This is a genomic window from Luteitalea sp. TBR-22, assembly GCF_016865485.1.
Lineage (GTDB): Bacteria > Acidobacteriota > Vicinamibacteria > Vicinamibacterales > Vicinamibacteraceae > Luteitalea.
The window spans coordinates 5,589,857-5,607,993 of sequence record NZ_AP024452.1; the positions used below are offsets into that span (position 1 = coordinate 5,589,857).

Below are 18,137 nucleotides of genomic sequence, written 5' to 3' on the forward strand. Positions count from 1 at the left end.
GCGACCCGCGTAGACTGACGGGCGCGCCCTTACTCCCCCTGGAGCCTTCCCGTGTCAGTCCCGACCTCCCGCCGCGCCTTTCTCTCCACCGCCGCCGCCGCGGTCGCCGTCGCCACCGTGCACGGCCAGGGCACCGCGAAGGCGCCCGCCAGCCTTCCCAGGCCGGTCCCCCTCGGCTTGGACAACTTCGCCGTCCGCGCCAGCAACTGGAAGGCGACGCGGCTGCTGGAGTACGCGACGACGGTCGGCGCCGACTCGGTGTTCATCAGCGACCTCGACGCCTTCGAGTCCCTCGAGGACGCGGCGCTGAAGAAGCTGCGCGAGGACGCGGCCGCCCGTAGCCTCACCATCCACGTCGGCACGTGGAGCGTATGCCCCACCAGCAAGGCGTTCCGCCCGGCCAACGGCACGGCGCAGGAGCAGCTGGCGAAGGTGATCCGGGTGGCGCAGCAGGTGGGCTCGCCCGTCGCGCGCGTCGTGCTCGGCACGTGGGAGGACCGGCTGACGCCCGGTGGCATCGGCCGCCACATGGACAGCCTGGTGGCCGTGCTCAAGGGCGGGCGGTCGCAGGCGCTCGATGCCGGCGTGAAGATCGCCGTCGAGAACCACGCCGGCGACATGCGCGCCGACGAGCTCGCCGCGCTCGTCGAGATGGCGGGCCGCGACTTCGTGGGCGTGAACTACGACTCGGGCAACTCGCTCTGGACCCTCGAGAACCCGCTCGACGCCCTCGAGGCCCTCGCCCCCTACATCGTGACGACCAGCCTCCGCGATGGCGTGGTCACCGAGATCCCCACCGGCTGCCGCGTCAAGTGGACCGCGATGGGCGATGGGCAGGTCGACTTCGCGCGCTTCATGCCGCGCTTCGCGGAGCTGTGTCCCGGCATCCCGGTGCACATCGAGACGATCTCCGGCGTCGGCCGCGACATCCCGTTCCTCGACGACGCGTTCTGGGCCGCGTGGCCGCGGCTCGAGGGCCAGAGCCTCGCGCGCTTCCTGCGGATCATGCGGCGCAAGGCGCCGATGGCGACCACGACGAGCAAGCCGAACGACCCGCTCGAGCAGCGCCGCGAGCTCGAGCGCAGCCTGGCGTATTGCAAGACACTCGGCCTCGGCCTGCGGGTGGCGAAGATCAGCCAGGGGTAGGCCGACGACGGGCTCGGGCTTACGGCTTACGGCTTACGGCTTACGAACAGCATCGTGTAGGCGTCGGGCTCGCCCGACGCTCAGCGAATCAGCACTGACCGTCGGCCAAGGCCGACGCCTACATCTCGTGAGTGATGGAGGACGGATGGCACGGATCGGCCGGATGGGTAGGTGGGTGTGGTTGGCTGCGGTTGTTGCGTTGCTCCTGAGCGCCCCACTCGCGCGGGCGCAGGCGAGCAAGCCGCGCAACATCGTCTTCATCCTCACCGACGACCATCGCTACGACGCGCTCGGCGTGATCAACCACCCGCTGGCGCGGACGCCGAACATGGACACGCTCGCCAGGGGCGGCGCGCACATGCGCAACGCCTTCGTGACGACCGCGCTCTGCTCGCCGTCGCGCGCCTCGATCCTCACCGGCACCTACGCGCACACGCACGGCGTGGTGGACAACTTCACGCCGATCCCGCCGGCGCTCCCCAACGTCGGCCAGTTGCTGAAGGCCGCCGGCTACCAGACGGCGCTCGTCGGCAAGTGGCACATCGGCAACGAGGACGACAAGCCGCAGCCCGGGTTCGACCGCTGGGTGAGCTTCCGTGGCCAGGGCGAGTACCTGCCGCGCGCCGGCGCCACGATGCTCAACGTCGACGGCACCCGCGTGCCGCAGAAGGGCTACATCACCGACGAACTCACCGACTACGCGGTGCAGTGGCTCGAGCAGACCTCGCGCGACAAGCCGTTCTTCCTGTATCTCTCGCACAAGGGCGTGCACGCCGAATTCGTGCCCGCCGACCGCCACAAGGGGTCGCTGAAGGACGTGCCGGTGCCTGCCCCGGCGACGATGTCCCCGGAGGCCGCCGTGTCGGGGCGGTTCCCGACGTGGGTGCGCAACCAACGCAACAGCTGGCATGGGGTGGAGTTCCCGTACCACTCGACGCTCGATGTCGCCGAGTACTACCGCCGCTACATGGAGACGTTGCGCGCCGTGGACGACAGTGTCGGCCGCGTGCTCGACTGGCTGAAGAAGACCGGCCAGATGGAGAACACGCTGGTCATCTACATGGGCGACAACGGCTTCGCGTTCGGCGAGCACGGCCTGATCGACAAGCGCACGGCGTTCGATTGGTCGATGCGCGTGCCGATGCTGGTGTACGCGCCCGGCCTCGTCAAGCCGGGCCAGCAGATCGACCGCGTGGTGGCCAACATCGACATCGCCCCGACGATGCTCGACCTCGCGGGGGCGGCGCGACCGACGCACATGCAGGGCGAGAGCATGCTGCCGATCCTGCGCGACGCGAAGGCGCCGTGGCGGACGTCGCTGCTCTACGAGTACTACTGGGAATGGAGCTTCCCGCAGACGCCGACGCAGTTCGCGCTGCGCGGCGAGCGCTACAAGTACGTCTTCACGCACGGCGTCTGGGACGTCGACATGTTCTTCGACCTGCAGGCCGACCCGCAGGAAGCGCACAACCTGGCCGAGGATCCCGCGCACCAGAAGACGATCCAGGCGATGCGCGCCGAGCTGTTCGGGATGCTCGAGAAGACCGGCGGCCTGAAGATCCCGCTCTACATGCCGCGCATGGGCCAGAGCCGCCTGCGCAACCCGGCGGGCTCGCCAGCCGCGCCGTTTCCCGACGCGTTGATCAGGAAGCCGTAGGACTTACGGCTTGCGGCTCAGGGCTCAGGGCTCAGGGCTCAGGGCTCAGGGCTCAGAAAGCAGACTGAGCAGGGATCTCGCGGGTGGCGCACGTCAGCGTAGCCGCGCGCTTCGCTGACTGCCGGCCAAGGCCGGCAGCTACAGGATCCAACGTCAGGCGTCAGGCGTAGGGCGTCAGGCGCGCCAGGCGTTCAGCAGCAGCGCCGACACCACCTCGAACTCGAGCTCGTTGGCCGGCGCCCATGACCCGCCGGCCAGCTCGCGCAGCGCCGCGGCGCGCGCCTCCAGGCTCATGCCGTGCGTCACGTTGAGGAACGAGCGCCACTCCGACGACAACTCCATCGCGTCGTCGCGGCTCGCCTCGGCCAGCCAGGCCTGCACCGCCTTCTGGGCCGAGCCGTGCTCGGCGACGAAATCCTGGTGCAGGTGGCCGCCGCACAGCGACGCGAGCTGTTCCCACTCCATCGGCCCCTTCAGGCTCATCGCACGTCCTCCGGGTACGACGTCAGCACGTACCAGTCCTCGCCCCGCCAGCGCAGCACCACCACCGCCCCCTCTGTCGCCTCCGATGCCTCGGCGCCGCGGCGCAACACGCGACCGGTCGGCAAGCCGTCGCGGGCGCGGTAGCGGATCGCGAGGTTCGATCGCGCGCCGCGCTTGTCGATCCAGCGCCGGACACGCGCCTCGTTGTCGGCCAGGGCGCGCGCGATGATCCGCTCGGCGGTCTCCCGATCGAAGTAGGTCGAGGCCGCTGAAATCGACTCACGGGCGAGCCGGGCCTTCAGCTGCGCATCAGTGCGGCCGACGTGGCGGGCCAGCGTGTGGCCGCCACGCTGCTCGTCGCGCTCGAGATCGACCGTCCAGGCGGCCTCGGGCTGCACGCCGCTGCGCGGTTCGACGGCTCGCGGAGCCGTGCGTTCCTGTGGTGGCGCGGCGCCGTCGCCGCGCGGCACGCTTGCCACCGGCGGCGTCGCCGGCGCGGGTGGCGACGAGGGTTGCGACGAGCACGCGCCGGCCAGCGACAGCACGATGAGCAACAGCGCGCCGAAGACGGCCCGGGTACCTCCCCTGTGGTGCCCTGACCGTCGAGCACGCTCGACAGCTACATCAGGAAAGGCCGTGGTCCAGGCGTTGGTCCCGATCCGCCAATCCCGATCCGCGGTCCGCACCCTGCGGTCTGTGGCCTGCCCGGTGCCCGGTGCCAGCAACCCGGTGCCCGGCCGACTACGCATCGCGCGTCTCGGCCAGTGCGGACGGCGTGGCCTGGACGAAATGCTCCACCATCGCATCGATGCCGGTGATCGCGCCGCCGACCACCACGGCGTAGGCCCCGGCGCGGAACGCCTGGCGCACGTCGTTGGCGGTGCGAAGGCGTCCCTCGGCGATGACCGGCAGCCGGGTGCCCGTCGCGAGCCGCTCCACCAGCGTGAGGTCGGGACCCGGGTGTCGCACGCTGTCCTCGGTGTACCCGGAGAGCGTCGTGGCGATGAGATCGACCCCGAGGTCGGCCGCCGCCAGGCCCTGCGCTTCGGTGGCCACGTCGGCCATCACGAGGCGACCGTGGGCGCGGATGATGCCGATGATGTCGGCCAGGCGCTCGCCGTGCGGCCGGTGCCGCTGCGTCGCGTCGACCGCGATGATGTCGGCGCCGGCCTCGATCACGCCGGCCGCGGCGCTGCAGGTCGGCGTGATGTACACCGAAGAGCCGTCGTGCACCTGCTTGTGGATGCCGATGATCGGCACGCTCACGAGCGCGCGTGTGGCCGCCACGTGGCTCGGCGAATCGATCCGGACGCCGCCGGCGCCGTGCCGCTCTGCCGCCAGCGCCAGCCGCGCAATCACGTACGGATCGTGAAGGGGCGACTCGGCAGGCGCCTGGCACGAGACGATCAGGCGGTTGCGCAGGTGGGCGATCAGTTGCTGGGCATGGGCGTTGGTCACGAACGATCCTCGACGTAGCTGGCTACAGGCTCAGGGCTCAGGAACATTGGTCAAGGCTCGGGGCTCAAGGCTCGAGGCTCAGGGCTCGGGAAGCACCCGGGACGAATTCACCAGGGCAGCCCGCAGCGCATCGGTCAGCGGTCGCCCGGCGGCCCTTAACGCCAGCAGCGCGGCCCCTTCCGCGGGGCTCAGGCTCGCCGGTTCGACCGTTGCGCCGGGCAGCTGCGACACGACCGCGACCCGGAACGCCTCGGCATAGGCGCCCGATCTGAACACGCCCCCTGACAGGCAGACGCGCGGCGCGACCAGCGCCAGTCGCTCGGCGATCGAGCGCACCCGTGACGCCAGCGCCTCGATGCCGGACGCGACCACGCGCCCGGCCACGCCATCGCCGGCCTGCCACGTGTCGAGCACGTCGCGGGCGGCGGCAGCCACGCCATCGCGGCTCACGTGGCCGTTGTACATCACCATGGGGAGCAGGCGCAGATCCGCCAACGCAAAGCGCCTGGTCAAGACCGGCACGAGCGCTGTCTGGGGGCCGACGCCGTCGAGCGCCTCGAGCCCCGCGCGAATACCTTCCCGCGCCAGCCCGAAGCCGCTGCCTTCGTCGCCGAACACGTAGCCCCAGCCGCCAGCCCGCGCCGACCGTCCCTCGGCATCCTCGCCGTACACCACCGACCCGGTGCCCGCGATCACGATGATTCCGGGATCCCCCAGCGTGCCGCCGGCGAGAGCCGCCGGGGCGTCATGCTCCACCCGCACGACGCGCGATTGGAAGATCGGCGTGATGATCTCCGTCTTGAAGTCGGCCTCGCCCGTCATCGCGCAGTAGACGGCCTCGAAGGCCACGGCGTCGACGCGTCCGAGACCGGCGGCCGAGAGAGCCCCGTTGGAACTGTCGATGACCGCCGCCCGCAGCCGCTCGCGCCCGCCCGGCATCTCCACGTGATTGGACGGCCCGGCCGCGCCACGCCCGAGGACGCGTCCTGTGCCGTCCACCAGCACGGCCTGCGTGCCGGTCTGCCCGCCGTCGATGCCGAGGAAGAGCTCACGCGTACCGGGAGTCGGGAGTCGGGAGTCGGGAGTCGGTCGGGAGTCGGGAGTCTGACGGGTGGGAGTCAGCTGTCGGTCAGCGTCCCGGATGCTCGACATGGAACGCTCTGCGGGCCCGGCACCCTGTCCCGATTCCCCATTCCCGATTCCCGACTCCCGTCCTGGCGCACTCATACCCACGCCCCCGCGAGGACCTCGTCGATGTGGGCGACGACCTCGGCGCCTGCCGCCTCGGCCGCGGCAGCGCGGGCCCGGAGTTCCTCCTCGTGCGGCAGCGCCTCTGGCGTCGAGCACACGTGCACCTGCTCGTGCGCGACGATCGCCGCGACGACGACGGCGCGGTCGTGGCCGAAGCGCGCGACCACCTCGTCGACGACGGTGAGGTTGACCGAGACCTTCCGGAGGCGCCGGTCGTATTCGCCCGCGGAGACGGGCGCCCAGCGGTCCTGCTCGATGGTGACGGGTTGGTCGTTCACGTGGCGGACGGCTCGGGGCGGCGCAGGTCCACACCCTGCGCCACCAGCGAGGCACGCAGGGCGTCGGTGTCCACGCGCCGGGGAGGGACGCCCGCCTGCAGCCCCTGCACCGCGGCGGTCGCGGCAGCCTGGCCGAGCGTCATGATCGTCGGGGTGAGTCGCGTCGAGGCGAGCGCCTCGTGCGTCACCGAGATGCAGCGCCCGGCCACCAGCAGGTCGTCCACCCGCAGGGGCACCAGGCAGCGGTAAGGAATCTCGTACGTCTTCCCGGCCTGGAGCCGCACCGTGGTGGTGCCCGACCCCTTCGGGTTGTGGATGTCGATGGGATAGGCGCTGCGGGCCACCGCGTCGGGGAAGGCGCGGGCGTGCAGCAGGTCGTCGCCGGTGAGCTGGTACTCGCCGACGATGCGCCGGCTCTCGCGCACGCCGACCTGGGCGGGCGTCGCGGCCAGGCGGCAGTGCCCGAAGCCGGGCACCCGCGACCTGAAGAACCGCACCAGCTGCATCACCTGGCGCCGCGTCTCCACCTCGGCGCGCGTGAGGTCGTCGGCATCGAGCGGATCGAGCCCGGTGACCCGCGTCATGTTGACGCTCACCTCGTCGGCGTACGCGCCACGGAACACGCTGACGATCTCGCGCGGGATGTCCACCTCTCCGGCCGCCTGCGCCGCCTTCCAGGCGTCCCAGAAGCCGGCGATGGCGGTGAGCGAGTCGGCCGAGAACTGCGCCGGCGGCAGGCTCGTGCGCACCTGGTCCGGATGCTCCCGCAGCCAGGCCGCGGTCTCGTCGAGGCGCACGTGGCTCAGCCGGAACATCATCGTCATCGGCTGCACGAGGCCCTCGGCATTGCCCTGCTCGCACGGCACGCCGGCGGCATGCGACACGAGCGCATCGGCCGTGCAATCGATGACGCGCGTCGCGAGCAGCTCGCGCGGCCCGGACACCGTCTGCACCCGGATGCCGGCGATGCGCGGGCCGTCCATGACCGCATCGAGGAAGGTCGCGTGCAGCAGCAACTGCACGCCGGCCTCCTCGCACATGGCCATGAGCAGCCACTTGTGCGCCTCGGGGTCGAAGGGCGTGATGGTGGGGACGTAATCGGAGGCGTCGGGGATGTGCCCTGGCGAGGCGCCCATCGCGACGAGCCGTTCGACGAACTCCTGCGCGAGTCCACCCGTGACGCGGCCCTCCTCGCCGGCCACGCCGGCGTGGTAGGTCATCCAGGGCGCCACCAGCGCCGCCGTCGCCGTGCCGCCGAGGAACCCGTAGCGCTCGACGAGGCGCACGCGCGCGCCCAGCCGCGCCGCCGCGATGGCGGCGGTGCACCCGGCGTTGCCGCCGCCGACGACGAGCACGTCATCCACGAGGACAGTGTAGCCGCCGGCCTTGGCCGGCGGTCAGTGATCTTTCGCGGATCGGGGATCGCGGATCGGGGATCGGGCACCAGGTACCGGGCACCGGGGGACGCAACGTCGTCGACGTCGCCTGCCTCAGTCGTAGCCGTCGCCCGCCTCAGTCGTAGCCGGCGCCCGCACTATGCCGTGGACGTCTCCCGCCCTCTGCCGTAGCCGTCGCCTGCCCTCTGCCGTAGCCGTCGACCTTCAGGTCGACGGTCAGTGATCCTTCGCTGAGCGCCGGGCAACTCGCCGCGCGCCGCAGGCGCACATCGGCGAGTCTTCAAGCCCGACGCCTACGCCGCTGCAGGCGTCGTCACCGCCGCGCCGTGGCGATGATGACCACCGGTGCGTCGTCCTCGCGGCCGCGCACCTCGACGGCAGCGAGGCCCAGGATCTGCCCTTCGTCAGCCAGTCCCGCGAGGTTGACGATGCGCGGGCCGACGAGGAGGTGGACGTCGGGAATCGTGCGGCCGGCATCGCCGAAGTCGGCCAGCGCGTCGAGCACGCCGCGCAGATCCGCCTCGAGCGCCGACGCCGTCGACACCCGCACGGTCGCGTCCTGGCGCTGCAACCGGACCACGCCCGTGGCATCGACGACGCGCAGCTCCGAAGCGGCGTGGCGCCAGGGCGCCCACCAGAGGCCGGACGGTGGCTCGCCCGCGAAGACGTCGAACGCTGCCGTGGAGGCGACGACGCGCACGTCGCCGACCGGCCGATGCATCGATCGGGCCGCGGCCGCCCGGCGCGTGGTCGCATCGCCCTGCCGATCGGCGGCGCCGCCCCGCCGCAGCTCCGCCGAGCCCGCCGCGACGGCACGCACGAGATTGCGGCGCGCATCCACCTCGACCTGCACGTCGATGGTCTCGGCAAGCGCGCCATTGCGCACGGCCGCGTCGACGGCCTCCTGCCGCACGCGCAGGACGTCGGCCGGGGTGGGGTCGACGATCGTGCGCTCGATGGTGTCGCGCACCATCGCGAGCGCGACGCCGAGCGGCGAGATCACCTCGGCCTGGCGGGCCAGCCGCCACGGCACGCCCATCAACGCGCCCGTGTGCGGCACCAACGAGGCGGCGCCTCCCCCACCGCCCACCAGGTCCACGGCCGACGCAGACAGCCGGTACTCCTCCACCAGGGCCCTGACCTGCGCCACCACCTTCCCGCACGCGCGGTCGAGCACGGCGCGCGCCAGGGCAGCGCCGTCCTGGCCTATCGACGCGGCGAGCACTGCGAACGCGCGCTCCGCCGTCGATCGATCGGCCTTCGCGAAGGCGTCAGCGGGCACCACGCCAGCCGCATTGGCCGCACAGGTCGGCGTCAGCGCGTAGCGGGCGCCGCCGGCCACCAGCACCACGTAGTCGGCCGGATCGCCCTCGAGCGGGCACACCGACGTCACCTCGACGGGCCCGTCGAAGGCGCCCGCTGGCGCGAAGCAGGCATAGCCGACGCCCGCGATGTGCGCCGACCTCGGCCCGACGTCGACGAGCGCCCCCCCGCTCACCCGGACCATGCTGCCGCCGGCGATCGCCAGCGTCCGGACGTCGAGCGTGTTCAGGAACGTGCGGTGGCCGCCGACCCGCGCCGGCCGCATCTGTGGTTGCCCGTCGCGGATCACCGAGATGTCGGCGCTCGTGCCGCCCACCTCGATGAAGATGCCGTCGGACACCTGCTCGTGCATCAGGGCGCCGGCGATGCCCGCCGCCGGCCCCGAGAGCATCGTCTGGATGGGGCGTCGCGCCACCTCGTCGACGGTCATCACGCCGCCGTCGGACCGCATGATCATCAGGGGCGCGGCGATGCCCGCCTCCTCCACCGATCGTGCCGTCATCGTCGCGGTGCCGACCATCCGCGGCAGGACCGCGGCGTTGAGCAGGGCGGTGCGGGTGCGGGTGCGCAATCCGTAGAGCGATGCGACCTCGTGTCCGGCCGTCGCCCAGAGTCCACGGGCCCGGGCGGCGTCGGCAATCGCGACCTCCACCGAGGGATCGTCGACCGCGAACGGCTCGCTCGCCACGATGACCTCGACCCCGGCCGCCTGCAGGGTGTCGAGGGCCGCACCGATGGCCGCCCCCGGCGCCGCGGGATCGTCGATCGGCGCGAACGCGTGCACGGCTCGCAGCGCCTTGCCGGGCGCGAGCGGCACGGGTGGGACGCGCGTGTCGATCCGCGCCTTCCAGCGCTCGCCGTGGCGACCGGCGCCGACGATGCCGACGCGGGCGACGTCGCCCTCGAGCAGCGCGTTGGTGGCCTGCGTGGTCGAGTGCGCGATGAAGACCACGTCGGCTGGCCGGGCGGCGAGTTGCCGGAGCATCTGCTGCAGGCCGTCGACGATGCCGCGCGCCACGCCCTCGGGGGCGTGATGCGTCGTCGGCACCTTCAGCTGCGCGACCAGCGCGAACGTGTCGGCGTCGACCGCGACCACGTCGGTGAACGTGCCGCCGACGTCGATGCCGATGCGCAGCCGGCTCACAGGAACCACCACGCGCCGAGCAGCAACCCGCCGAGGCAGACCAGCATCATCGCCGGCAGTGTCGCGCGCGAGATGTCCTCGACGCGCACGCCCGTGTAGGTCGCCACCCACACGTTGTGCGTGTTGGTGGGGTCGCACACGTTCTGCACCTGCACGATCGACATGATCGCGGCCAGCAGCGCGTAGGCGGGAAGCACGCCCGACGTGAACATCAGGCTGTACACGCCGACGCCGACGCCGTACGGGTTCAGCGGCCCGCGGTAGAGCGCCAGCGGTGACAGCAGCGTGAAGAACAGGACGTACCCGAGCGGCGACTGCACGGGCAACTGCGCGACGACCGGGGCCAGCGCGGTGCGCACCGTCGGCAGCGTCAGCGCGTTCAGCAGCATGCCGATGCCGACGAGCAGGATCGCGGCGGGGGCTGCGTCCTCGACGCCCTTGATCATCGACGACAGCAGCGTCTGCACGACGGCGCGCGGGCGCGTCCAGAGGATCCCGTAGAGGGCGCCGGCGAGGAACGCCGGCACCTCGCGCCAGCCGAAGCCGACGTACAGCACCAGCGGCACGATCGGCGTAAGGTAGGCGGGCCACGGCACGCCGGGCTTGCGCGCTGGTCGTGCGGGCGCGGACCAGAGGCGCAATTCGGGGGCGCGTCGTGCGGCCCACGTGGCGTAGCCGGCGACGGCGGCCGTCATCACGACGGCCAGCGACGACGCGAACCTGATGACCTCGGCCGGCAGCGGCGCGCCGGGGGAGAGCTGCAGCAGCTCCCGGTACAACCGCCACAGCGCGATATTGAAGATGAACCCGGTTGCGAAGGCGAGCAGGAACAGGATGGCCGTCAGCCGTCTCGGCACGCCGAGGCTCATCATGATCGGCAGCACCAGCGATCCCACCATGATGATGGCGCCCAGGCCGGTCAGCGAGGTGAACAGCACGGCCGTGACCGCCATCAGCACGCCGGCGATCACCATCGGCCTGTCGCCGCCGAACTCCGCCGCCTTCCGGATCACGTCCTCGGCGATGCCGGTGGCCATCATCACGCGACCGAGCATGGCGCCGGCGCACACGGCGACGTAGGCCGGCGCCAGCCGCACCGCGCCGTCGGCCATCACGGTGGACAGCCACTGCGTCCACGGCTCGCGCACGACTATCGCGATCGCCGCGGCCATCGCCGGCAGCGCGAGCAGCGCCGGCAGGCGGCGCAGGAACATCAGCGTCGCGAACAGCGCGAACACGGCGAGCAGGAGGACGGCGGTCACGGTGTCGGCACGCAGGCGGGCAGGCGCCGGGCCGGCCCCATCAAGGCCGAGACCGGCACGTCGAAGGTGATGGCCGCCTCGAAGGTGCGGTCCCAGGGCAGGCGCACCTCGAGGTCGCGCGGGGCGCCGACGCTCACGCCGAGATCGGTCACGCGCGGCGCGGGCGGCATGTAGCCGGGCATGAAGGCGCGCGCGTACTCGGCCAGCTTCGGCGCCAGCGCCTCACGCAGGCGCGCCGCGACCTCCGGTGCGTGGTCCTTCAGCCAGAGCGACGTGCGGCCGGCCTTGCGCAGGTCGGCGTTGACCTCGGGCCGCAACACGCCCTGATAGGCGTAGTCGTTGACGAGGCGATGCAGCATGAAGGTGACCTGGGCATCGCCGAGGGCCGTGAACGCGGGGCTCGTGCAGCGGGTGGCCAGCGTGGCCCCGGCCCACGCGAGCAGGCCGTGGGGGATCGCGGTGCCGATGGTGTTGCCTGCCGTGTTCCAGGACGCGTACCCGTACAGCTTCGGGAAGACCCTGGCCTCGAGAAGCGCCTCGGTGAACGCGGGCGACGCGCCCTGCACGTCGCCCTTCGGATCCACGTCGGCGACGATCACCCGGTCTCCCGCCGCGACGGCCTTGACGATGTCGGAGGCGAACTGCCGGGGCGCGCCCGCGTCATGGCGAGAGGCGAAGACGAACAGGTGCAGGTCGGCGGGATCGCCGAGGCGCGAGCGCCGGGCGCCCGCAGCCACCAACTGGAAATCGACGGTCTCGTGCAACTGGCGGTCCTCGAACGGCGCCACCATGGTGCGCGCCGCCTCCGACGAGAACGTCGCGCGCATGGTCGGCGTGAGGTGGCGGGCCTCGAGCACGGCGCGCGCGAGCAGCAGCATCGCGACCTCATCGGCGCCCGGCTGAATTCCGACACGGCCCACCAGGTTGCGCCCCGACGCCGCCGTCGTCACCGCCGCCCGGTCCGCCAGGTGCACGCCGCGCGGCTTGGCGTCGTCCTGCGACACGACCAGGTAATCGATCACGCCTGACGCCGTGCGCTGCACGGATGCCAGGTTCACGGCGCGATTGCGGGCGCGGGCGCGGCGGTAGTCGGCCAGCGCCGCGGCGGGAACGGCCGACTCGAGCGCCGCGACCTCGTCGCGCTCGGCCGGCGAGCGCGGGTCGGCAGAGACCTCGGCCCAGCGCGCCAACTTCTCACGGTACGCCTCGTTGAGGCCGTCGGCGGTCGGCGCCAGGCGCATCAGCGTGCTGAAGGCGTACACGGGCAGGTCGGGATGGGCCCTGGCGATCTCGTCGAGCACGGCGAGCCGCGCGAGCGCCGTCGGCTCGTCGACGCCGTGCACGCGCGAGGCGACCAGCCCCCCGTACGCCAGCATGTCGATGGAGACGATCAGCGCGTCGACCCGCGACCAGTCCTGCGCGCGCAGCCAGCGCGCCACGGCGACAGTGTCCCCGGGCGTGGTGAACCGGCCCAGCGTCCCGATCGGCGGCGCGACCACCTCCGCGTACGCGAGCGGCGCCATCATCTGCGGGTACTGCAGGCACACCGGCCGGTCGTCGAGCGGGACCAGCGCGATGCGCAGCTTCTTCGGCATCGGCGGCGCCTCGGTCGGCTGCGCCGCGAGGGGCCACGCCCACAGCAGCGCCAACAGGAGCCACGCGACGCGCCCCACGCGCTGCAGTGTCGGCATCGGCGCGATTGTACGAGATCGAAAAGGACGCCAGTCGGTCATCGTCACCCGGTGCCCGGTGCCCTGATAGCATCATCCCCATGCGCATCGCCTTTCTCGGCCTCGGCATCATGGGCGGCCCGATGGCTGGCCACCTCCAGCGCGCCGGGCACGACGTCACCGTCTTCAATCGCACCGCGGCGAAGGCCGAGGCCTGGGTCGCCGAGTACGGCGGGCGCGCCGCTGCGACCCCGCGCGAGGCAGCCGCCGGTTGCGACGTCGTGTGCGCCTGCGTCGGCGCCGACCACGACGTCCGCGAGGTGACCATCGGGCCCGACGGCGCGTTCCACGGCATGAAGCCCGGCGCGATCTTCGTCGACCACACCACGGCCTCGGCCGCCGTCGCGCGCGAGCTGCACGCCGACGCGAAGGCACGTGGACTGCACTTCATCGACGCACCGGTGTCGGGTGGACAGGCCGGCGCGCAGAAGGGGCAGCTGAGCGTGATGTGTGGCGGCGACGCCGAACCGTTCGCGACGGTCGAGCCGGTGCTGCAGGCCTACGGCAGGATGGTGGCCCGCATCGGCGACAGCGGCGCCGGCCAGTTGTGCAAGATGGTCAACCAGTTGTGCATCGCGGGGCTCGTGCAGGGGCTGGCCGAGGCGCTGCACTTCGCGCAGCGCGCCGACCTCGACGTTCCCGCCGTGATCTCGGTCATCTCCAAGGGCGCGGCGCAATCGTGGCAGATGGAGAACCGCTGGCAGACGATGGTCGACGGCAAGTTCGACTTCGGCTTCGCGGTCGACTGGATGCGCAAGGACCTCGGCATCGTGATGGACGAGGCGCGCCGCAACGGCGCGCGCCTGCCCGTCGCCGCGCTGGTCGATCAGTTCTACGCGCAGGTGCAGGCCCGCGGCGGCAACCGCTGGGACACGTCGAGCCTCATCGCGCTGCTCGACGACAAGTGAGTGATGGTGGGTGACCCGACGTCCTGACGTTTAGGGGGCAGACGTCACCGGTCCGGCTTGCGGTGCGAGGCCTCGTGCGGTACTGTACGACGCTCTCCTCGGGGTCTCGCCACTCCCTTCGCCATGCATGAGCCTCCAGAGGCACCTCCGTTCGCGCAGCTCCCCGTGTCCCTGGACCGGGACGTCTTCCTGCGCAAGCTGATCCGCCACCTGGCCGGCGCCCTGCAGGACGTGGTCGGGCTGGAGGAAGCCGCAGGGTTCGTCTCGATCGTCGGACAGCGGATGGGCGACGAGATCGGCGACGCCTACAAGGCCGCCCTCGACACGTCACACCTCGACCGCAACGCCGTGCGCGACGTCTGCCTCGACCTCAAGCGCCGAATCGAGGGCGATTTCTACGTGATCGAGGAAGACGACGAGAAGATCGTCTTCGGCAACCGCGCCTGTCCCTTCTCGGAGCAGGTGATCGGGCGCGGCGCCCTCTGCATGATGACCAGCAACGTGTTCGGCACCATCGCCGCCCAGAACCTCGGCTACGGCAAGGTGGTGCTCGAAGAGACGATCGCCAACGGGGATGGTCGCTGCCGGGTCGTGCTCTACCTTCAGCGGAGCGCGACATCCGACGCCGCTGACGGTCGCGAGTACCTGCGCGCCGATTGATCGTGCCCGTGCACGATTCGGCCCTCCGGTTGCTGCGAGCCCTCCCGGACGCGGCGGTCCTCCTGGACACGCAGGGCATGCTCCTTGCCGAGAACCGGGCCGCGAGAACCGTGCTCGGCGGCCAGGCACGAGCCGACGGGCCATTCCCCATCAACCCGGACGACGCCGCCGCGTTCTCCGGATTGCTCCGGCAGTGGAGCCGCTCCACCGAACCCACACCCGGGTCGTTCGCAATCGCCGGCCCGTCGGGCCCGGTCACGTTCAGCGCCCGTGGCGCGCTCGCCGTTGCGGCCTCCGACAGGGAACCCGCCGTCCTCTTCGTGCGCTTCTGGCCCCGCAACGACGCGAATCCGTTCCTGCTGCTCAACCAGAAGATCACCGAGTTGCACGATGAGGTGGCGCGGCGGGTGCAGGTCGAAGAGGCGCTGCGGCGCAGCGAGGCCGCACTCCAGGAGCGCGTCGCCGAATCGGAGGCCCTGCACCGCGCCAAGGACGAGTTCCTGGCGATTGCGTCGCACGAACTGCGCACCCCCCTGCACGCGATCATGGGGTGGGCAGCCGTGCTGCGGATGCCCGGCACGCACGAGCAACGCGAGAAGGGCCTCGACGTCATCCAGCGCAACGCGTCGGCGCAGGCCAAGCTGGTCGACGACATCCTGGACGTGTCGCGCATCATCACGGGCAAGATGCGCCTCGAGACGCGACTGTGCGACCTGGGCGCGCTGGTCGACAACGCGGTCGACGTGGTCCGCCCGTCGGCGGCAGCCAAGGGGCTCGACCTGCAGGTCGAGCGGCCACCGGAGCCGTGCTGGCTGGTCGCCGATCCCGACAGGATGGGCCAGATCATCTGGAACCTGCTGTCCAACGCCGTCAAGTTCTCCGATCGGGATCGCTCCGTCCACGTCGCGCTGACGAGGCAAGGCTCGCAGTACACGCTGGAGGTGCGCGACCAGGGGATTGGCATCGAGGCCGACTTCCTGCCCTTCGTCTTCGACCGCTTCAGGCAGGCCGACAGCTCGACGACGCGCCGGGCCGGCGGGCTCGGTCTGGGACTCGCACTCGTTCGTCACATCGTCGAACTGCACGGGGGCACGGTGCAGGCGCGGAGTGATGGGCCTGGGACCGGCGCGAGCTTCACGTTGACCCTCCCGATCCGGGCGGTTGCGGAGTGGCCGGCAGTGGCGTCCCCGGCCGTCGGCGTCGTGGCCGATGCGCCCCCGGCCGCCGTCGTGCGGTCGCTCCACGGCGTGCGCGTGTTGGTAGTGGATGACGAAGCGGACGCCAGGGAACTGCTCGCGGCAGCATTGACCCACGCCGGCGCCCACGTGCACGCCGCGGCCTCGGCGGGCGAGGCCTTCGACGCGCTGGGGCGCGTCGTCCCGCACGTGCTCGTCAGCGACATCGGGATGCCGGGCGAGAACGGCTACTCGCTGCTGCGGCGGGTGCGGGCCACCGGTCCGACCGCGAGCCGGGCGCTGCCGGCGCTGGCGCTGACCGCGTACGCGCGGGGCGAAGATCGGGAGAGCGCCCTCGCGGCAGGGTTCACCGCGCACCTCGGCAAGCCGGTCTCGCCCGAGGCACTGATCGCCATGGTGGGCGCGCTGGCCGAGTCGTGCAGGTGACGCCCTTCTTCCCCGGAATGGACCTCTCCGCTCATGAGCCCCGACTCATGAGCAATGAGGCATGATGAACGAGATGCCCATCCTCGTGCGTCGAGCGGCGCTCGCGACGCTGCTGCTCTGCTCGTCGGTCGCGTCCCAGGCGCAGGCACCGGCTCCTGCGACATCGGCCACGGTCGTTTCGTCGCCCGGCGGGACGGCGGTCACGCCCGTGCTGCCACCGTTTCCCGAGTGGCTGCAGGGCGTGCGCGAGGAGGCGCTCGCGCGCGGCATCACGCCGGCGACCATCGAGGCGGCGCTGCGCGACGTCACCCCCGTCGAGCAGATCCTGAACCGCGACCGCACCCAGGCCGAGTTCAAGGAAACGCTGTCGGAGTACCTGTCGCGACGCATCGGGGTGCCGACCATCCGCCTGGGTCGGCAGCAGCGCGACGCGCACGCGGCGCTGCTCGGCAAGGTGCAGGACGCGTACAAGGTGCCGCCGCACGTGCTGGTCGCCGTGTGGGGTCTCGAGTCGAACTTCGGGCGGTTCAGCGGCGTGCGGCCGATCATGCCGACGCTGGCGACCCTGGCCTACGACAACCGGCGCAGCGCGATGTTTCGCGGCCAGCTGTTCGACGCACTCACGATCCTCGACGCCGGACACATCGACCTGCCGCGCCTCAAGGGCTCGTGGGCCGGCGCGATGGGCCAGCCGCAGTTCATGCCGTCGAGCTATCTGAAGTACGCCGTGGACTTCGACGCCGACGGCCGCCGCGACATCTGGTCGTCGCAGGCCGACGTGTTCGCGTCCATCGGCAACTACCTGGCGATCAACGGCTGGGTGGCGGGACAGACATGGGGGCGCCGCGTGAAGCTGCCTGCGTCGACGAGCGGGCTGGCGGCCGCGGCTCCCCTGCGCGCCGTCGGCTGCCGCGCCGCCAGGGAGATGACCGAGCAGCGCTCGCTCGCCCAATGGCAGGCGCTCGGCGTACGCAGCGAGGACGGCGGCGATCTGCCCCGGGCCGACATGGCCGCGTCGCTCCTGCGCAGCGACGCCGGGGACTACCTCGTGTACCAGAACTACGAGGTGTTCCTCAGCTACAACTGCGCCCACGCCTACGCGATGGCGGTGGCGCGCCTGTCCGATCGCATCGCCGACACCGACCCGCTGCCGGAACCGGCGAAGAAGAAGGCGCCGGCGAAGAAGAAGAAGAGATCGAGGTAGGGCGCGGTGTCCCACCGCGCCGTTCTTTCCCCGATCGACTAACGGCGCGGTCGGAGACCGCGCCCTACCTGTTCTGGTCGGAGACCGCGCCCTACCCGGTTTGGACCAGCCCTACTTCTGTGCGTTGAGCCCGCAGATGGCCCCTGCCGACGACGCTTCGGCCAGCCAGGGCTTCTCCTCGATGCGGATGTCGACAACCACCCCATCGTCGACGATGGCGGCGTAGCGCTGCGAGCGGAACCCCTCGCCGACGACGCGCGCGTCGAGTTCCATGCCCGCGGCGCGCGTGAACTCGAGGTTGCCATCCGACAGCATCAGCACCTTGCCGACGGCGTCGTTCTGCTCGGCCCACGCGCCGAGCACCCAGGCGTCGTTGGTGGAGAGGCAGGCGATGATGTCGATCCCACTGGCCTTGATCGCCTCGTAGTTGCGGACGTAGCCCGGCAGGTGTACCTGGCTGCAGGTGGGCGAGAAGGCCGCGGGGACGGCGAAGAGCACCACCTTCTTGCCGGCGAACACGTCGGCCGTGGACAGCGTGAGCGGGCCCTCCGGCGCGGGTGTGCGGAAGGTCGCGTCGGGCAGGCGGTCACCAATCTTGAGCGGCATGATCTCCG

The 18,137-nt window shown here is 71.6% G+C and carries 16 protein-coding genes; 6 read left to right on the plus strand and 10 right to left on the minus strand.

Annotation, left to right across the window (positions count from 1 at the left end; translation table 11 throughout):
- Positions 1 to 51: 51 nt before the first annotated feature.
- Together TBR22_RS23020 and TBR22_RS23025 are read left to right on the plus strand one after the other, a co-directional pair.
- Positions 52 to 1,146 (plus strand): sugar phosphate isomerase/epimerase, encoded by a 1,095-nt coding sequence (locus tag TBR22_RS23020; RefSeq protein WP_239490182.1) that lies wholly within the window; start codon positions 52 to 54, stop codon positions 1,144 to 1,146.
- Between the two features lie 145 nt (positions 1,147 to 1,291).
- A complete protein-coding gene (locus TBR22_RS23025) occupies positions 1,292 to 2,803 on the plus strand; it encodes a sulfatase (protein ID WP_239490183.1) in 1,512 nt (503 codons plus the stop codon).
- Positions 2,804 to 2,977: 174 nt separating this feature from the next.
- Here the strand turns inward: TBR22_RS23025 and TBR22_RS23030 are convergent, their stop codons facing one another.
- The 9 genes from TBR22_RS23030 to TBR22_RS23070 all read right to left on the minus strand — a co-directional run bounded on the left by TBR22_RS23030 (position 2,978) and on the right by TBR22_RS23070 (position 13,090).
- Positions 2,978 to 3,286: a contact-dependent growth inhibition system immunity protein gene (locus TBR22_RS23030; protein ID WP_239490184.1), complete on the minus strand. Its 309-nt coding sequence runs from the start codon at positions 3,284 to 3,286 to the stop codon at positions 2,978 to 2,980.
- Positions 3,283 to 3,831 (minus strand): RNase A-like domain-containing protein, encoded by a 549-nt coding sequence (locus TBR22_RS23035; RefSeq protein WP_239493520.1) that lies wholly within the window; start codon positions 3,829 to 3,831, stop codon positions 3,283 to 3,285. Before TBR22_RS23035 ends, TBR22_RS23030 begins: the two co-directional genes overlap by 4 nt.
- A gap of 196 nt (positions 3,832 to 4,027) precedes the next feature.
- Complete coding sequence (locus tag TBR22_RS23040) at positions 4,028 to 4,744, minus strand: N-acetylmannosamine-6-phosphate 2-epimerase (protein ID WP_239490185.1); 717 nt, start codon at positions 4,742 to 4,744, stop codon at positions 4,028 to 4,030.
- A gap of 78 nt (positions 4,745 to 4,822) precedes the next feature.
- Positions 4,823 to 5,896 (minus strand): BadF/BadG/BcrA/BcrD ATPase family protein, encoded by a 1,074-nt coding sequence (locus tag TBR22_RS23045; RefSeq protein ID WP_239490186.1) that lies wholly within the window; start codon positions 5,894 to 5,896, stop codon positions 4,823 to 4,825.
- Between the two features lie 71 nt (positions 5,897 to 5,967).
- A complete protein-coding gene (locus TBR22_RS23050; protein WP_239490187.1) occupies positions 5,968 to 6,273 on the minus strand; it encodes a hypothetical protein in 306 nt (101 codons plus the stop codon).
- Positions 6,270 to 7,637: an FAD-dependent oxidoreductase gene (locus TBR22_RS23055; protein ID WP_239490188.1), complete on the minus strand. Its 1,368-nt coding sequence runs from the start codon at positions 7,635 to 7,637 to the stop codon at positions 6,270 to 6,272. The genes TBR22_RS23050 and TBR22_RS23055 overlap by 4 nt, the downstream gene beginning before the upstream one ends.
- Positions 7,638 to 7,983: 346 nt before the next feature.
- Positions 7,984 to 10,146 carry a hydantoinase/oxoprolinase family protein gene (locus TBR22_RS23060; protein ID WP_370651552.1) on the minus strand — a complete coding sequence of 721 codons (2,163 nt, stop codon included), beginning with the start codon at positions 10,144 to 10,146 and terminating at the stop codon, positions 7,984 to 7,986.
- Positions 10,134 to 11,399, minus strand: a complete 1,266-nt coding sequence (locus TBR22_RS23065) for a hypothetical protein (RefSeq protein WP_239490190.1) — start codon at positions 11,397 to 11,399, stop codon at positions 10,134 to 10,136. Before TBR22_RS23065 ends, TBR22_RS23060 begins: the two co-directional genes overlap by 13 nt.
- Positions 11,396 to 13,090 carry a DUF4127 family protein gene (locus tag TBR22_RS23070; protein ID WP_239490191.1) on the minus strand — a complete coding sequence of 565 codons (1,695 nt, stop codon included), beginning with the start codon at positions 13,088 to 13,090 and terminating at the stop codon, positions 11,396 to 11,398. Before TBR22_RS23070 ends, TBR22_RS23065 begins: the two co-directional genes overlap by 4 nt.
- Before the next feature lie 80 nt (positions 13,091 to 13,170).
- On the opposite strand from TBR22_RS23070, the gene TBR22_RS23075 reads away from it, so the two are divergent.
- The 4 genes from TBR22_RS23075 to TBR22_RS23090 all read left to right on the plus strand — a co-directional run bounded on the left by TBR22_RS23075 (position 13,171) and on the right by TBR22_RS23090 (position 17,523).
- Positions 13,171 to 14,037, plus strand: a complete 867-nt coding sequence (locus tag TBR22_RS23075; protein ID WP_239490192.1) for an NAD(P)-dependent oxidoreductase — start codon at positions 13,171 to 13,173, stop codon at positions 14,035 to 14,037.
- A 123-nt stretch (positions 14,038 to 14,160) separates the two neighbouring features.
- The gene (locus TBR22_RS23080) at positions 14,161 to 14,697 is read left to right on the plus strand and encodes a methanogen output domain 1-containing protein (protein ID WP_370651374.1); all 537 of its coding nucleotides are present in this window, start codon (positions 14,161 to 14,163) and stop codon (positions 14,695 to 14,697) included.
- Positions 14,698 to 14,705: 8 nt separating this feature from the next.
- Positions 14,706 to 16,319 carry an ATP-binding protein gene (locus TBR22_RS23085; RefSeq protein WP_239490194.1) on the plus strand — a complete coding sequence of 538 codons (1,614 nt, stop codon included), beginning with the start codon at positions 14,706 to 14,708 and terminating at the stop codon, positions 16,317 to 16,319.
- Between the two features lie 64 nt (positions 16,320 to 16,383).
- The gene (locus tag TBR22_RS23090; RefSeq protein WP_239490195.1) at positions 16,384 to 17,523 is read left to right on the plus strand and encodes a lytic transglycosylase domain-containing protein; all 1,140 of its coding nucleotides are present in this window, start codon (positions 16,384 to 16,386) and stop codon (positions 17,521 to 17,523) included.
- A 111-nt stretch (positions 17,524 to 17,634) separates the two neighbouring features.
- On the opposite strand, the gene TBR22_RS23095 is transcribed toward TBR22_RS23090, so the two are convergent.
- On the minus strand, positions 17,635 to 18,129 hold the full coding sequence (locus TBR22_RS23095) for a peroxiredoxin (protein ID WP_239490196.1): 495 nt from the start codon (positions 18,127 to 18,129) through the stop codon (positions 17,635 to 17,637).
- Between the last annotated feature and the right edge of the window lie 8 nt (positions 18,130 to 18,137).

Excerpts from the sequence above, each read along its gene's own strand:
- TBR22_RS23045 (WP_239490186.1), bottom strand. The coding sequence starts at position 5,896 with ATGTCGAGCATCCGGGACGCTGACCGACAGCTGACTCCCACCCGTCAG.
- TBR22_RS23080 (WP_370651374.1), top strand. The coding sequence starts at position 14,161 with ATGCATGAGCCTCCAGAGGCACCTCCGTTCGCGCAGCTCCCCGTGTCC.
- TBR22_RS23090 (WP_239490195.1), top strand. The coding sequence starts at position 16,384 with ATGAACGAGATGCCCATCCTCGTGCGTCGAGCGGCGCTCGCGACGCTG.
- TBR22_RS23070 (WP_239490191.1), bottom strand. The coding sequence starts at position 13,090 with ATGCCGACACTGCAGCGCGTGGGGCGCGTCGCGTGGCTCCTGTTGGCG.
- TBR22_RS23095 (WP_239490196.1), bottom strand. The coding sequence starts at position 18,129 with ATGCCGCTCAAGATTGGTGACCGCCTGCCCGACGCGACCTTCCGCACA.
- TBR22_RS23030 (WP_239490184.1), bottom strand. The coding sequence starts at position 3,286 with ATGAGCCTGAAGGGGCCGATGGAGTGGGAACAGCTCGCGTCGCTGTGC.
- TBR22_RS23025 (WP_239490183.1), top strand. The coding sequence starts at position 1,292 with ATGGCACGGATCGGCCGGATGGGTAGGTGGGTGTGGTTGGCTGCGGTT.
- TBR22_RS23075 (WP_239490192.1), top strand. The coding sequence starts at position 13,171 with ATGCGCATCGCCTTTCTCGGCCTCGGCATCATGGGCGGCCCGATGGCT.